The sequence below is a fragment of the Mycobacterium shunyiense genome (genome assembly GCF_058270035.1).
On sequence record NZ_JBZDPT010000012.1, the window covers coordinates 58,722 to 72,492 of the forward strand.

Sequence of the window (13,771 nt, forward strand, 5' to 3'; positions counted from 1 at the left end):
CGGAGTCGACGGCTCTAGGATCAAATCCGTGGCGAAAATGCTTGCGGCGATTGCCCTCTTCTCTTTGCTCCTGATGTCAGTGCCCACAATGTCTGCCCACGCAGACCCTACGGACCCCGCCGACGTCATCGATCCCCGCGCCAACTACTCCGTCTTCCTAAAGTCGATCGCCAGAGACGGAATCGTCATAGACGAACAGCAAGCGATCAAGGAAGGGATCGCCGTGTGCACGCTCATGCGGCCCCCCAACACGGCATCGCTCTGGGATGCCGCTCAGCACCTCAAGTCACTGCATCCGGACTGGAAAACCGCGCACGCCTTGAGTTTCTCCAGTCGAGCAGTTCAGGATATCTGCCCCCACAGAGGGTCGTTCTGATCAAGCCCGCCGGCGTGGCCTTCGCCTACGGAAGCACTCCTATTATGCGTAACGTTGAACTGGCCGCGGCATGGCACGGGCCGGGACCAAGCACATTCGTAGCCCAACCGGGCTGGATTATCACCGGTCCGACAGGTCGCCGTAGCCGCTCCGAGACCCGGGCGTATAAGTGGCTGCTCGTAGACTTTTCAGGAACCTTGCTCTTTTCGTCCCTTCGACAGCAAGGTAACTCCTTCGAGCATGCGGCCGTAGAGCCATTCACGCAATACCTTGAGGACGAGTCGACCAAGGGTTACCTCGGCGGTCGTACGACCTGCTCCGCACGCATCGTTAACTCATCATGGCAATCATGGCAGAGCGCGCTCACGAGGCCCGGGCTGTTCTCGCCGTGGCCATGGGCATGGCTGTCCTCGACGAGTTGTTCGACAGTCCGGACGAGCCGCGTCCGGCGCGAGACGCCGTGGTGCAGGAAATGACCACGTTACTCGTGCACGGACTGAAAGGGCGCGCAGACACTGCGTGTGCGGGGCGGTCCACATCCCGTCGACGAAAGGCGACTTGAGGATGCTGGACCCGAGGATTCTGTTGATATCGGTGGGGATCCCTTCGACTTCAACGGCTTTAGACAAGCGCCGGCAATTCCCGAGATATGAGACTTTCGGCATCCGCCATGATCGTATCGATGAGGTCGGAACAGGACATCACCTCGTCGATGAGGCCCTGTGACTGTCCTGCCCACCAGAGTCCCCCGTCGATATCACCGTCCGCCAACACGCGTTGGCGGCCGCGTTCACCGGAAGCCAGGTGAGCGACATCATCGAACGTGGCCCCTTCCCGGCGCGATATCTGCGCGATCTCTTCCGATACCGCATTGCGCGCGACCCGCGCGGTGTTGCGGAATTCCCGAAAAATGATCTTGGTGCCGCGCTCGTCGTTGGCGACGATCTGCTTCTTGACGTTGTCATGAACAGGCGCCTCAGTTGTCGCCACGAAGCGGGTGCCCATGTTGATGGCATCGGCCCCCAATGCCAGGGCCGCAACAAGTCCCGCACCGTTGGCGAAGCCGCCCGAAGCAATCAACGGGATGCCGACCTTCCGGGCCGCGGCGTTGATGAGGATCAGTCCGGAGATGTCGTCGTCTCCGGGGTGGCCAGCACATTCGAATCCATCGATGCTGACGGCGTCGACACCCAGCGCCTCGGCTTTGAGCGCGTGCCGCACGGCGACTGCCTTGTGAATCACTTTGACGCCGGCCGCTTTGAATGCCGGCAGGTGCGGCTGTGGGTTCGCGCCGGCAGTCTCGACGATTTTCACGCCGCCGTCGATGATCGCGTCGCGGTAAGCGTCATACGGCACCGGATTGACTGTGGGCAGGATAGTCAGGTTGACACCGAACGGTTGATCGGTCAGTTCGCGGGTCCGAGCGATCTCGTCGCGCAGCGCTTCAGGAGTCGGCTGTGTGAGCGCGGTGAGGAAGCCGAGAGCGCCTGCGTTCGCCACTGCCGCAATGAGTTCGGCTTTTCCCACGGCCGTCATACCGCCGCACACGATCGGATGGGCTATGCCGAAAGTTTCAGTGAATCTCGTTCTCATTCTGTTTCTTCTTCATGTCGGAGCATCACGTTGTTGCCTATGCCGGTTGGTCGAGACATCGTGCAGGCTTTCACTTCACACGTAACATCATCTGACGTAGGTGCGGTGTTTCGTTGACGCTGACCATCTCTCGTAGGCCCGCCGAATTGGCCTTGAACCGGGCGAACCCGGTGTGGGCAGGCTTGTAAATCGACAGCCGAGCTGCCCCCAGCACGACACCGAGGTAGCAGTTCGCCACACCGCCGTGGGATACGACGGCGATGTTGTGTCCGCGGTGAGCCGCGATGATCCTGTCCAACTCTCCGACGACGCGCGCTCGAAACGATGCCAGGTCAGTGCCCCACGGCGACAGATCGCCCTCGGTGTATGCGACATACCTCGGGTCCCGATCGGCGGCGAGCTTTGCGAAATCCAGATACTCCGCTGCGTCACGGTCGAACTCCGCCAAGTCTTCACGAAGAACCGGGGTCAGGCCGAGTGCCGCCCCGACTGCCTCCGCGGTTTGTGCAGCGCGCCGCAGCGGCGAGGTGTACAGACCGTCTATCCCCTCATTCGAGAGATAGTCACCCAACATGGCGGCCTGGGTGCGTCCGAGTTCGGTGAGCGGTGGATCATTTGGCCGAAGCGGGTCCGAGCCGGGTTCACCATGCCGAATCAGGATGATCTGCAACGGTGTTCCTAACCTGCCGAACTTGCTACCGGGACCATGAAGGTGGCCCGCACCGAGGTCAGATCCATCGCCGGGCTCACCCCCCTAGACTGGTCCTTGGTCTGTTCCAGTAGCTTCGAGATGGCCTCCACGTCAGCGACCGTCTCAGCCTCGATCTCGTAGATGCAGGCGTACTGTGGACCCGGCTCGGGGATACCGGCTTTCAGGGGAATACCGGTGGACTTGAACCGCCGGAACGACACCGCGGCACCGCGATCGACGATCTCGGGTGCGTGGACGCGGTCATACCACTCGTTGAACTCCGCTTCACTGGCGGTTTCGAGTGGGCTACTCATAACGAGGAGAACACCTTTGGCCATAATGCCTTTTCCTTTCCGAGGATGTTGGGTCAGTGGTCGATGAGACCCGGACAGTCGCGATGACGTACACGGCGGTCAGGTGGAAGTCCAGGCCGGAGGGCACGTACGGCGCCGGCTGTAGCCTGCGCCGACTCGTCAGACGGGAGCCGACTACTCGCCAAACAACTCGTCGTCTGAGCGTGCGCCCCACCGCGGACGTGTCATTGCGCAGGCTTCGCCGCCAGGCGATGGACGTTGCGCGGCGACGTGATCCAGCCACACAGATGCAGATCTGCTTCGAATTTCTCCCCAGCCAGCCAGCGTCCATCGGCCGCGAAAAAGCCGATGGACCCATCCGTTCGAGTCACCCGCACCCGGCCGGTATCGTCGTCACGCTCGTAGAGGTCCTTGCTGTAGGGATGCACGATGCCGTTCACGACCCGACCTCACCCACGTACTCGTCGACGAGCCGGTGCATCCACTTCAGGTTGTCCTCTTGATAAGAAGCCAACGTGACCGTGCGTTTACGTGCGCTCTCCAGCCCCAGCTGGACTCGCTCCATGTTGCCACAATCCTGATCGAGGACATTGCCGAGAATGCCCAACGGCGAACTGCTGAACGGGGTGTCGGCATCCAGCACCACCTCCGCGGCCGGCGGTGGGCGTTCACCGACCACCGGCGCGACGAGGAAGACCTCCATGAGGCAGGTGCGGTGATCATCCCCGTTCGGACGGAAGCGGTAGACGATCTTGTGCACCCCGCCCCAAGGCATCATGTTGGGAAACACCGTGTAGGTGAAGTTGTCGACGAGGTCGGCGTCCGACCATTGCTCGACATCGTCGCCGATGAGCCCCCGCCATTTTTCGCGGGTGGTACGCACGATGAACGATCGTGCTGTCTCGCCGGGTTCTGGACTGACCGGCAGCGTCTCGTCGACGCGGACATCCATGGTGGCACGCAACATCTCGTCGGTGGTCGGGTCCCACGGCATCATCGGGCCGACCACTTCCGACGGGGTGATGAACCTGGCGAAGTTGTCGTAGACGTCAACCTGGCAGGCACCGAATGCCGCATACGGAACGGTCTGCGGATGAGTTGTCGGGGCGTGCCAGCACTCCATGAATGCCTCTTGGGCGACCTTCCAGTTGGCCCGGATGATCTTGGAGACATGCGCTTCCACGTAGCGGTCGTGTCCGTACCAGGTCGCGAACTGCTCGGTCAGCCCGCCGAGGAAACTCTCCAGCGGTTCGGCCTCAGGATCGGGGTTGATGAAGACGAAACCGGCCCACACCCCCACCTGGCACTGCGGGAGTTTGAAACCCTTCGGGTCGACGTGCTCGAACTCCCACGGCGCGGGGATCCGTTTGAGGTCACCGTCGAGTGTCCAGGAGATGCCGTGAAAAGGACATCTGATCTCTGCGCAACGCCCGGGATAGTCCTTGAGTGTTCGGCCTCGGTGCAGACACGCATTCGGGTAGGCGCGGATGGTGTCGGGTGCGGATCTGATGACCAGATACGACGCACCGGCGATCTCGTACACGATGTGGTCGCCGACCTCAGGGATGTGCTCTTCGCGGCAGGCGAACTGCCACACCCTGCTCCAGAGCCCGGATTTCTCTGCCTCATGCCAGGTCCGATCGACGTATCGGTCGATGGAGGACTCCACGAAGTCGAATACGCCGGGCGACGGCTGCCGAAGATGTGCAGGAGCCTCCCGCGTGTCCCGCGCCAGGATGTCCTGATACGTGATCCGCCTATCGCCGACGTCTAATCTCTCGCCCAAGTCCTGCTCTCCTGTCGCATCAAGGTCTCCGGGTGTGCCGTCACAGCGTCGATTTCACCTTGGCCACCACCTTCTCGACGGTCGGATAGCCCGACAGGCCCTTCGAGAACGGCACCGGTGTATAGGCGGCCCCCACCCGCAGCACCGGTGCCAGGAGTTCGTTGAACAACCGTTCGTTGAGACGGGCGGCAATCTCGGCACCGGGCCCGACGAACTCTGTCGCCTCGTGCACGACCACAGCGCGCCGGGTGCGCTCGACCGATGCCTCGATGCTTGGCAGATCGAGCGGAACCAGGGTCCGCAGGTCGATGACTTCCGCCTCGATACCGTCTGCAGCGAGATTCTCAGCGGCCTCCAGACACACACTGACCTGAGTGCCATAGGTGATCAGGGTGACGTCGGCGCCGTCGCGAAGTGTCCGGGCCGTGCCGAGCGGGACCACGTGTCGGTCTGTCGGCACCTCTTCCTTTCCGCTGTAGAGCAGCCCGGAATGCTGGATAAGCAAGCTCGGGTCCGGCGACTCCAACGCGGCGGTGAGCAGTCCCTTGGCGTCGGAGGGACTGGAGGGGTAGAGCACGTTGATGCCCGGAGTGTGCATGAACCACGCTTCCAGCGACTGCGCATGTTGCGCGCCGAAGTGGCTACTGCCGATCGTCGTGGTGACCAGGATCGGCGCCGTGGTGGTTCCACCGGTCATGTAACGCAGCTTGGCCGCGTGGTTGAGCACCTGGTCCATGGCCAGGGTGATGAAGTCGAAGAACATGATCTCGGCGACCGGCCGATACCCGCCGAGCGCCAACCCAACCGCCGCACCCGCGATTGCCTGCTCGGAAATCGGTGTGGCCCGGACCCGCTGCTCGCCGAACTTCGTCGACAGACCTTTGCTGGTCTTGAACACCCCGCCGATCGGATCGGCGACGTCTTCGCCCAGCACCACGATCTTGTCGTTGTTCTCCATCGCGGCGTGAAAGCCGGAGTTCAGTGCAACCGCCATGGTCATGGTCTCGACGAGCGGGCGCTGACCGTCGGGGTCCTTTACGGTCTCAGTCATTCTGCAGGCTCCTCACCCATGCGTCATCGGCGAAAACATCGGTGTACACGTCTGAGGCAGCGGGCATTTCGCAGCCGGCCGCATACGTGAACGCGTCATCGACCACCTGCTGCGCACGGTCTTCGATCGCGACGAGTTGCTGCTCGTCGAGATACCCTTCGCCTAGCAGCCAGGCACGGAAGCTGGGCGCCGGATCGCGCAGCATCGCCGCCTTCAGTTCGTCTTCAGGGACATAGCTGAAGTCGGCGGTTCCGGTGTGCCCAGTGAGGCGGTAGTGGCGGAACTCCAGGAACGTCGGCCCATCCCCCGCGCGCGCCTTTGCCACCGCGGCGGCCAGTGCGTCGAGCGAAGCCATGGGGTCAAACCCATCCACAGTCTGAGCGGTGATGGAGTACGCCTGTGCCCGGCTCGCAAGATCGGTATTGGCGGCGTAGCGGGCGATGGGTGTGTGCTCGCCCCATTGGTTGTTCTGGCATACAAACACGAGCGGCAGTTGCCACAATCCGGCAAAATTCATTGCTTCGTGGAATGCGCCGATGGAGGTGGCCCCGTCACCGAAGGTGACCACGGTGGCAGAGCCGGCGTCGTCGAGTTGGGCGGCCATCGCCAACCCGACCGCAATCGGCAGTCCCGAACCGACAATGCCCGTCGTCGCGGCGAAACCGATGGCCGGATCCTGCAGGTGCATCGGTCCCCCCTTACCGCGCGACAGGCCGGACCGCCGTCCGTACAGCTCGGCCATGATCGAGCGCAACGACGCGCCTTTGGCCAGGGCGTCTCCCAGATTGCGGTACGTGGACACCAGCCGGTCCTGCGGGGTGAGCACCTCACCCAAGGCCGCGCACACCGCCTCCATGCCTCGCACCGGGTAGAACGCCGCCTGCAAACGTCCGGCCTTCGATTCGGCGACCGACTTCTGATCAGCCATCGCGGTGGTGAGCATCAACGTGTACATCCGAGTGAGTGCGGCGATATCGAGCTCCAGCCGATCCTGCCGCTCAACCTTCGCTTTCGGTTTAGCCGTCATGCGTGTGTCTCCTGCGTGTGGGGGGTAACGATCGCGACCCGGGCTGCTTCCTCACCGGCAATCCGCCCGAACCCGCAGGCGTTGGCCAGCGAATTACCGCTACCGATGTAGGTCTTGATAATCCCACCGGTGCATTCACCGGCAGCAAACAATCCCAGGATGGGCTGCCCGTTCTCTCCGACGACCCGCGCCTGACCGTCGATGCGCAGGCCGCACGCCGTCAGGTTCACAGTAAGGCCGCGGACCTCGACCGCGTAGAACGGCGGTGTGGCCAACTCCAGAACGAAAGCGGCCGACTTGCCATGGTCGTAATCCGAACGATCGAAGGCAAACCGGTTGTACCGTTCGAGCTCCCCGACCAAATTTCCTTCGGGGATGCCCACAGACGCCTCGAGTTCGGCGACGGTGTCGGCACGATGCACCTTGCAGCCGCCTGAGGACAGGTGTTGGTCGATGATGTCAGCGTTGTAGTTTTTCGTCCGAAAGGGCGGATGATTGGGCCAAACCTGTTTGTAGGCATTGCGATAGCGTTCGACAAGGTCGGCTGGAGGGCGTAGCGCGGCGTCGTCGAACACGACATAGGCGCGATTGCCGTGCGCCCGCAAAATTTGGTCCATCAAGCCGTAAGGGGCGGTCTCGTCGATGAAGCGCCGGCCGGCGACGTCCACCAACACCGCCCATCCCGGCAGAAATGCCTCGTTGAGTCGGGCCAGCCCCGGGTCGAGGGTGCGCAGCCCGCGGTCATGTCCGGTGATTTGCGCACCCACCGACTCGGCGAACTGAAAGTGGTCACCCCGCGACGACGGGGCACCGATGTACCAGCTCCAATCCGGCACCCACGCGGACGGGAAGTACTGCGCCAGGAGATCTTCGTTGGCCCCGAATCCCCCGGTCGCCACGACCACCGCCGGCGCGGTGACGCTTTCGCCGCCCGCCTCGACACCGATAACGCGACCATGACCGTCCTGGACGAGCTGAGTCACACGCTGACCCATGGCGAATTCGACTCCGCGGTTCACCGCCGCTGAATTGAGAGCCCTGATGAGAGCATCGCCACCGCCGTCGACGCAGTGCGAACGTGCCTGTCGCTCGTCGCCGCCGAAGATGAGACGCTCGAAGAACGGCACATCGTGCGCCGCCAGCCAGTCGATCGTCTTTCCGGTGCGCAGAGCCCATCGCCGCACGGGCTCTCTGACGACATCCCAGCCGTTGAGTGCCAAGTACTCGTGCACGAGGTCGTTGGGATCGTCTTCGATACCCGCGGCACGCTGCAGTTGGCTGCCGCTTCCCATGATCACCCCGCCGGACAAGCGGCTCGAGCCTCCGACCGTCGCCTCTGAATCCACGATCAGCACGCGATCGGCGCCGGACTCCGACGCGGTGACAGCGGCACACAGGCCTGCCGCACCGGACCCGATGACTATGACGTCGAAATCGGTCATATCAGTGGCACTCCCTCCACATCGGACGTGAAGCGCTGTCGCTTGCCAACGCCGGGTTTATCGCCGGACCTTCGCCGGCACGATGCACGCCCTCGTAAGTAATCTAGTAATAAACTATTTATTTGTCGATATCTGCCGAGTGGGTCAATCTGGCGAATCAGGGACGAGTGCACTGGCCCATATCCACGCTAGACGTGTGATCGCCCGCTCAAGTACAGTACGTTAGTCTACAACTGAATCATCTACGACTAGATCAAATGGCGCGGCTGAACGACCGCCGAGACCACCGAAGGAATGTCGTGACTCACGAACTCGCAGTCCTCCAAGCTGCTCGCCTCAAAGGCCGGCTTACCGCAGAACTCGCCGCATCGTCGTGCGGCGTCGACGCAGACAGCGCGCTGCCGCTCCTGGCAAGCCTGCGCGACGCCGGCCTGGTCAAAGGTGATCCCTCGGTGCGCCTGACACCCGAGGGTCGGACCCGTCTTGCCGAGCTGGTGCAAGCGGAGCGCGCAGATATCGATGCGGACTCCCTGAAAGCCCTCTACGACGAGTTCGATCACCACAACACCGTCCTCAAGCAGGTGATCAGCGATTGGCAACTTCGGGACGGTGAACCCAACGACCACAGCGATGCGCAGTACGACCGCGCTGTGATCGATCGCCTGATCTCGACAGACGAAGAGTTCCAGCCATTGGTGGCGAGGATCGCGGCAGTGGCACCCCGACTGGGGATCTACGCTGATCGTTTCGGCAACGCCCTCAAGCTGATTCAGGCAGGCGACACCGGGTTCGTCGCGCGGCCGATCGTCGACAGCTACCACACCGTGTGGTTCGAATTCCATGAGGAACTCATCGGGCTGCTCGGACTGAGCCGCGAGCAGGAAGCGGCCGCCGGCCGCGCCGTGTAGAGGAGCATTTCGATGACACTGATCTGGCTTGGCGACACCCCGGACTTGGACCCCGCGCGGGTGGGCGGTAAGGCCCGCAGCATCAACAAGATGCTGGCGTTGGGGATGCCGGTGCCTCCCGCCTTCGTGCTCTCCACCGATTTCTGCACCGTGGTCAGTGAAAATAGCGGTCGTCTCACCGAGACCATCAGTACCGCGCTGCGCACCGGTCTGGCCCAACTGGAGGCCGCGGTCGGACGCAAGCTCGGTGATCCCGAAACCCCACTGCTGGTATCGGTGCGTTCGGGTGGAGCGGTCAGCATGCCGGGAATGATGGACACCGTCTTGAATCTGGGCATGACCCCGGCCTTGCAAACACGGCTCACCGAAATCACCGGTGACGCGGCATTCGCCGCAGACACCCACCGGCGCTTCGTCGAACAGTTCGAAAAAGTGGTGGGCACCCCGACCACCGGAGACCCGTGGCAGGACCTGGTGCTCGCCGCCGAAGCGGTTTTCGCCTCGTGGAACTCCCCGCGCGCCAAGACTTATCGCAAACATCACGGCATCAGTGACGCCGGCGGAACCGCCGTCACCGTGCAAGCGATGGTGTTCGGCAACTTCGATGACAAGAGCGGCACGGGTGTGCTGTTCACCCGTAATCCGCTGACCGGTGACGCCGCGCCCTACGGCGAGTGGCTGCCCCGGGGCCAGGGTGAGGACGTCGTTTCCGGGCGCTTCGACGCGTTACACCTCGAGGAACTCAAGCAGCAACAGCCGGCCATTCACGACGAGCTCCTCACTGCCGCCGCAGTACTCGAACAACACGGCCGCAACGCCCAGGACATCGAATTCACCGTGGAAGCCGGGCGACTGTGGCTGCTGCAGACCCGGGCCGCCAAACGCTCACCCCAGGCTGCCGTGCGCATCGCCGTATGCCTGGCAGAGGCGGATATCGTGACCCGCGAAGAGGCCGTGGCGATGGTCAGCACGTCCCAGATCGCCGCGGCCACCGCACCTCATGTGGACCCCGTCGCCCGCCAATCCGCCACGCTGCTGGCCTCCGGACTGCCCGCCTGCCCGGGTGTGGCCACCGGTCAGGTCGTCGGCGAATGCGAGGCTGCCGAGGATCTGGTCGACGACGGTGTCGACGTCGTTCTCGCCAGGCCGACAACAGATCCCGACGATGTCAGCGGCATGGTCGTCTCTGCGGGAATCATCACCGAGATCGGCGGCTCGACCAGCCATGCGGCGGTCGTCAGCCGCGAACTGGGCAAGCCGTGCGTCGTCGGTTGCGGCCAGGGAACCCTGTCCTCGCTGATCGGTCGTGTGGTGACGGTCGACGGCACGAACGGCGAAATTCTCGACGGTGAAGTTCCTCTGGCCTCCGCACACGGCCCCGAACAGGAAGCGGCCGAGATACTACGACGCTGGGCGGAGGCATCGACGGTATCGGTGTCACAGTGACCTTCGCCGCGACCGTCGCCGCCGCTCGACCCGACGAAATTGCCATCCGCGATCGCAGCCAGGCACTGAAGTGGACAGAAGTAGACGAGTGGCTGCGCCGTACCACGACAGCACTGCAACGCTCGCATCTCGGCGACTCACGCCGAGTTGCGGTGCTGGCGCCTAACGCGGTCAACACTTTGCTCGCCTATGTGTCCTGCACGCTTGCCGGAGCATCCGCGGTCGCAGTCAACTCTCATCTGACAGCAGGCGAGACAGCACACATCTTGGCCGATTCACACGCTGCGCTGGTGCTCTGCGACACCGCAACGGCGGCAGTGGCCGCCGAAGCTGCAAGTCTGGCCGGCGTGCCTGCGGTCGTCGCCTGGGGTGAGGGAGAACTCCCTCCCGGTGTTCAACGATGGGCCGAGTGGGCCGCTTCAGCCGATGAGCCCTGCACTGATGTCGTCCCGCGCCGAACGCTGGTATATACCTCCGGCACCACGGGTAAACCCAAAGGTGTTGAGCTGCCACTGACCTCATGGGTCGGAGGTACCGACATCAACGATCACCTGGAGCGCCTCACCAAAAACCGGATGGTCGGTTTCGGTCGTCACCTGGTGGTCGGTCCCATGTACCACTCCGGACCGCTGACCGGCACTCGGTTGTTCGCTGCCGGCGTTCCCATAACTCTGCTCCAGAAGTTCGACGCAGAAGAATTACTGACCGCGATCGAACGTGACGCGATCGGCTCAACCATCATGGTGCCCACACACTTTCAGCGGCTTCTTGCGTTACCCGAGGAGCAGCGACGCAGTGCCGACACGTCGTCACTGCGGTACGTGCTCCAGGTAGGGGCCAAATGTCCCGTCGCCGTCAAGCACGCGATGATCGACTGGCTGGGCCCGATCGTATGGGAGAGCTACGGCGCCAGTGAGGTCGGGACAACCTGCATGATCAGCTCCGACGAATGGCTGCAGCGTCCGGGCTCGGTGGGCCGCGCCGTCGCACCGTTCCAAGCGTTCGTCCGGGACGAATCAGGTGTTGAGGTGCCGCCGAACACAGAGGGGGCCTTGTGGTTTCGTGATACCTCTGGCAACGGCATCGAGTACCTCACCGGTGCGCGAAGTGGTCCGGACTTCACGCTGGGCGAGATCGGGCGAATGGACGAGCAGGGCTACGTCTGGATCACCGATCGACTTTCGGACATGGTGGTTTCGGGTGGGGTCAACATCTACCCTGCCGAGGTCGAGCAATCCTTGACCCGCCACCCGGCCGTGGCCGACATCGCGTGCGTGGGTGTTCCACACGACGAGATGGGCGAGATGATCGTCGCCGTCATCGTGCCCGCAGACAGTGGTCGTCCCCCCACCCGCAGTGAGATAACCGAATTCGCCCGAACTCAGCTGGCCGGATACAAGATCCCGAGAGGGATCTATCTGACCGATGCACTACCGCATACCGCGATCGGCAAGGTCGACAAGCAAGCGCTTCGGCGTCAGCTGGCCAGATCTTCGCCGGCCCTCGTCACTTTGACCGATGAAACAGGAGCCCCTTGATGACAGAGACTGCACGCCCCCTGGCCGTGGTTACCGGTGCCGGCCGGGGCATTGGTGCGGCGATCTCCAAACGGCTTGCCGCCGAGGGCTTTCACGTCGTGGCAGCCGACTTGGACGGCGATGCGGCCCAGAAGGTCGCTGAACAGGTTGGGGGTACGCCGGCGCAGCTCGACGTGACCGACGAGGGTGCCGCCAAAGCCCTGGCGGAGTCTCTGCCGCGGGTCGATGCAGTGGTGAACAACGCCGGAATCTTTCCGCCGGCACCGATCGCCGAAGTCAGCCTGCAACAGTTCCGCACGGTCATGGACGTCAATGTGCTCGGTCCGCTGAACATGATCCAGGCATTTCTTCCCCAGCTGACCGCGGCAGCGAACGCGGCCGTGGTCAACATCGCCTCGATCGCCGCCAAGCTGGTAACGCCGGGGACGGCGGCCTACTCGCCGTCAAAGGCCGCGGTGGTATCCCTCACCAAACTGTGCGCCGTGGAGCTCGCCAACCGCGGCATCCGGGTCAACGCCATCGCGCCGGGTGGGGTGCGTACCGAAGGAACCGCCGGGGTTTCGGCCGATCCCGAGCGCGAGGCCCGATTCAACGCCCTCGTCCCGGCCGGGCGCCGCGCCCTGCCAGAGGACATCGCTGACGCCGTGCCGTTCTTTCTCAACTCGGATTCCCGATACGTGACCGGCCAGGTGCTCTACGTCGACGGCGGCCTGAGCGAGGCCACCATCCCATACCTGCAGGCAGCCCAGCGCGGCCATTGAGCCACACCGGTCTTCACACTCCCCAGAAACACGTAGAGGGCGGGTCCGCGTTTATGCCGGACCCGCCCTCTCGCGGTTGGTCGAGGCGCTCAGCGCACCCCGACCACTGGGTTCACCGACGGCGATTCAGCGCCGTGGCGAGATCGCCGGCCCGCCACGATCACCGCGCACATCACCGCACCCGCGATGAAGGTGACGGCGCCCATGCCGAGGTATTGCGGAGTTTGGAATGCCGGCGGGAACCACAGAGTGGTAGTCAGCCACCACGTCGCGGTCATCGCCGTGAAGCTGACCCACATGACCAGACTCTGGCCACGCAGCCCGCCCCGGCGCAGATAGAGCGCCGGGCCGAGCAGACCGTAGGACGCCAAGGTCATCGCCGAACTCGCCATGTATAGCGGGTCGTCAACGATGGACCGCAGGTACTCCCAGATGGCAATCGTCCCAACCGCTCCCGCGCCGACGATCACGGCGAACCAGCGCCGCGAAAGGCCCGGCGCCAGTTCATCACGTCCGTACCGGATGATCTGGGCGAAGAAGACGAACTCCAGGATGGTCGCGCTGAACAGGCCGATCCAAAACAAATCCATGAACCAGTGGTCATACGTGGATCGCCAGTGTTGGAATCGGACCACGAAGCCGAGGTCGTGCGCGAACCAGATATACGTGCATGCCACCGGAATCGAGTACGTCCTGTCCCGGCGACCCACCCGGACCGCGGCAATGAGCCACACAGTCTGGAACGTCATCGCGACGGCCAGTCCGCCGACCAATGCGACCGGATTCCGGTCAATCCGTGCCAGAAGATCGAAAGCGTCGTACACCTGAGCCCTCCCCT

General features: G+C 63.4%; 15 protein-coding genes. 6 read left to right on the forward strand and 9 right to left on the reverse strand.

Annotated features, from left to right (window positions below):
- Nucleotides 1-37: 37 nt before the first annotated feature.
- Together AC4ELS_RS10325 and AC4ELS_RS10330 are read left to right on the forward strand one after the other, a co-directional pair.
- On the forward strand, nucleotides 38-376 hold the full coding sequence (locus AC4ELS_RS10325) for a DUF732 domain-containing protein (RefSeq protein ID WP_499047226.1): 339 nt from the start codon (nucleotides 38-40) through the stop codon (nucleotides 374-376).
- A 349-nt stretch (nucleotides 377-725) separates the two neighbouring features.
- The gene (locus AC4ELS_RS10330; protein ID WP_499047156.1) at nucleotides 726-938 is read left to right on the forward strand and encodes a hypothetical protein; all 213 of its coding nucleotides are present in this window, start codon (nucleotides 726-728) and stop codon (nucleotides 936-938) included.
- Nucleotides 939-997: 59 nt separating this feature from the next.
- On the opposite strand, the gene AC4ELS_RS10335 is transcribed toward AC4ELS_RS10330, so the two are convergent.
- The 8 genes from AC4ELS_RS10335 to AC4ELS_RS10370 all read right to left on the reverse strand — a co-directional run bounded on the left by AC4ELS_RS10335 (nucleotide 998) and on the right by AC4ELS_RS10370 (nucleotide 8,280).
- Nucleotides 998-1,969, reverse strand: coding sequence for an NAD(P)H-dependent flavin oxidoreductase (locus AC4ELS_RS10335; RefSeq protein WP_499047158.1), 972 nt, complete (start codon nucleotides 1,967-1,969; stop codon nucleotides 998-1,000).
- A gap of 70 nt (nucleotides 1,970-2,039) precedes the next feature.
- Nucleotides 2,040-2,639 (reverse strand): histidine phosphatase family protein, encoded by a 600-nt coding sequence (locus AC4ELS_RS10340; RefSeq protein WP_499047161.1) that lies wholly within the window; start codon nucleotides 2,637-2,639, stop codon nucleotides 2,040-2,042.
- Nucleotides 2,640-2,647: 8 nt separating this feature from the next.
- Nucleotides 2,648-2,974 carry an EthD domain-containing protein gene (locus tag AC4ELS_RS10345; protein ID WP_499047163.1) on the reverse strand — a complete coding sequence of 109 codons (327 nt, stop codon included), beginning with the start codon at nucleotides 2,972-2,974 and terminating at the stop codon, nucleotides 2,648-2,650.
- 224 nt (nucleotides 2,975-3,198) lie between these two features.
- The gene (locus AC4ELS_RS10350; protein ID WP_499047165.1) at nucleotides 3,199-3,414 is read right to left on the reverse strand and encodes a hypothetical protein; all 216 of its coding nucleotides are present in this window, start codon (nucleotides 3,412-3,414) and stop codon (nucleotides 3,199-3,201) included.
- Nucleotides 3,411-4,760, reverse strand: a complete 1,350-nt coding sequence (locus AC4ELS_RS10355; RefSeq protein WP_499047168.1) for an aromatic ring-hydroxylating oxygenase subunit alpha — start codon at nucleotides 4,758-4,760, stop codon at nucleotides 3,411-3,413. The genes AC4ELS_RS10350 and AC4ELS_RS10355 overlap by 4 nt, the downstream gene beginning before the upstream one ends.
- A 40-nt stretch (nucleotides 4,761-4,800) precedes the next feature.
- Nucleotides 4,801-5,811, reverse strand: a complete 1,011-nt coding sequence (locus AC4ELS_RS10360; RefSeq protein WP_499047171.1) for an alpha-ketoacid dehydrogenase subunit beta — start codon at nucleotides 5,809-5,811, stop codon at nucleotides 4,801-4,803.
- On the reverse strand, nucleotides 5,804-6,838 hold the full coding sequence (locus tag AC4ELS_RS10365) for a thiamine pyrophosphate-dependent dehydrogenase E1 component subunit alpha (RefSeq protein ID WP_499047173.1): 1,035 nt from the start codon (nucleotides 6,836-6,838) through the stop codon (nucleotides 5,804-5,806). Before AC4ELS_RS10365 ends, AC4ELS_RS10360 begins: the two co-directional genes overlap by 8 nt.
- The gene (locus AC4ELS_RS10370) at nucleotides 6,835-8,280 is read right to left on the reverse strand and encodes an FAD-dependent oxidoreductase (protein WP_499047175.1); all 1,446 of its coding nucleotides are present in this window, start codon (nucleotides 8,278-8,280) and stop codon (nucleotides 6,835-6,837) included. The genes AC4ELS_RS10365 and AC4ELS_RS10370 overlap by 4 nt, the downstream gene beginning before the upstream one ends.
- Nucleotides 8,281-8,579: 299 nt before the next feature.
- Here AC4ELS_RS10370 and AC4ELS_RS10375 point away from each other — a divergent pair, with 299 nt between their 5' ends.
- From AC4ELS_RS10375 to AC4ELS_RS10390, 4 genes are read left to right on the forward strand one after another with little or no spacing between them, the layout of a single operon-like run.
- Nucleotides 8,580-9,188 carry a MarR family transcriptional regulator gene (locus tag AC4ELS_RS10375; protein WP_499047178.1) on the forward strand — a complete coding sequence of 203 codons (609 nt, stop codon included), beginning with the start codon at nucleotides 8,580-8,582 and terminating at the stop codon, nucleotides 9,186-9,188.
- A 12-nt stretch (nucleotides 9,189-9,200) separates the two neighbouring features.
- Nucleotides 9,201-10,634 (forward strand): pyruvate, phosphate dikinase, encoded by a 1,434-nt coding sequence (locus tag AC4ELS_RS10380; RefSeq protein WP_499047181.1) that lies wholly within the window; start codon nucleotides 9,201-9,203, stop codon nucleotides 10,632-10,634.
- Nucleotides 10,631-12,172 carry an AMP-binding protein gene (locus AC4ELS_RS10385; protein ID WP_499047184.1) on the forward strand — a complete coding sequence of 514 codons (1,542 nt, stop codon included), beginning with the start codon at nucleotides 10,631-10,633 and terminating at the stop codon, nucleotides 12,170-12,172. The genes AC4ELS_RS10380 and AC4ELS_RS10385 overlap by 4 nt, the downstream gene beginning before the upstream one ends.
- Entirely contained in the window at nucleotides 12,172-12,933 is a 762-nt protein-coding gene (locus tag AC4ELS_RS10390; protein ID WP_499047187.1) for an SDR family NAD(P)-dependent oxidoreductase, read from the forward strand. The genes AC4ELS_RS10385 and AC4ELS_RS10390 overlap by 1 nt, the downstream gene beginning before the upstream one ends.
- A gap of 89 nt (nucleotides 12,934-13,022) precedes the next feature.
- On the opposite strand, the gene AC4ELS_RS10395 is transcribed toward AC4ELS_RS10390, so the two are convergent.
- Nucleotides 13,023-13,757 (reverse strand): hypothetical protein, encoded by a 735-nt coding sequence (locus AC4ELS_RS10395; protein ID WP_499047190.1) that lies wholly within the window; start codon nucleotides 13,755-13,757, stop codon nucleotides 13,023-13,025.
- Nucleotides 13,758-13,771: the final 14 nt, after the last annotated feature.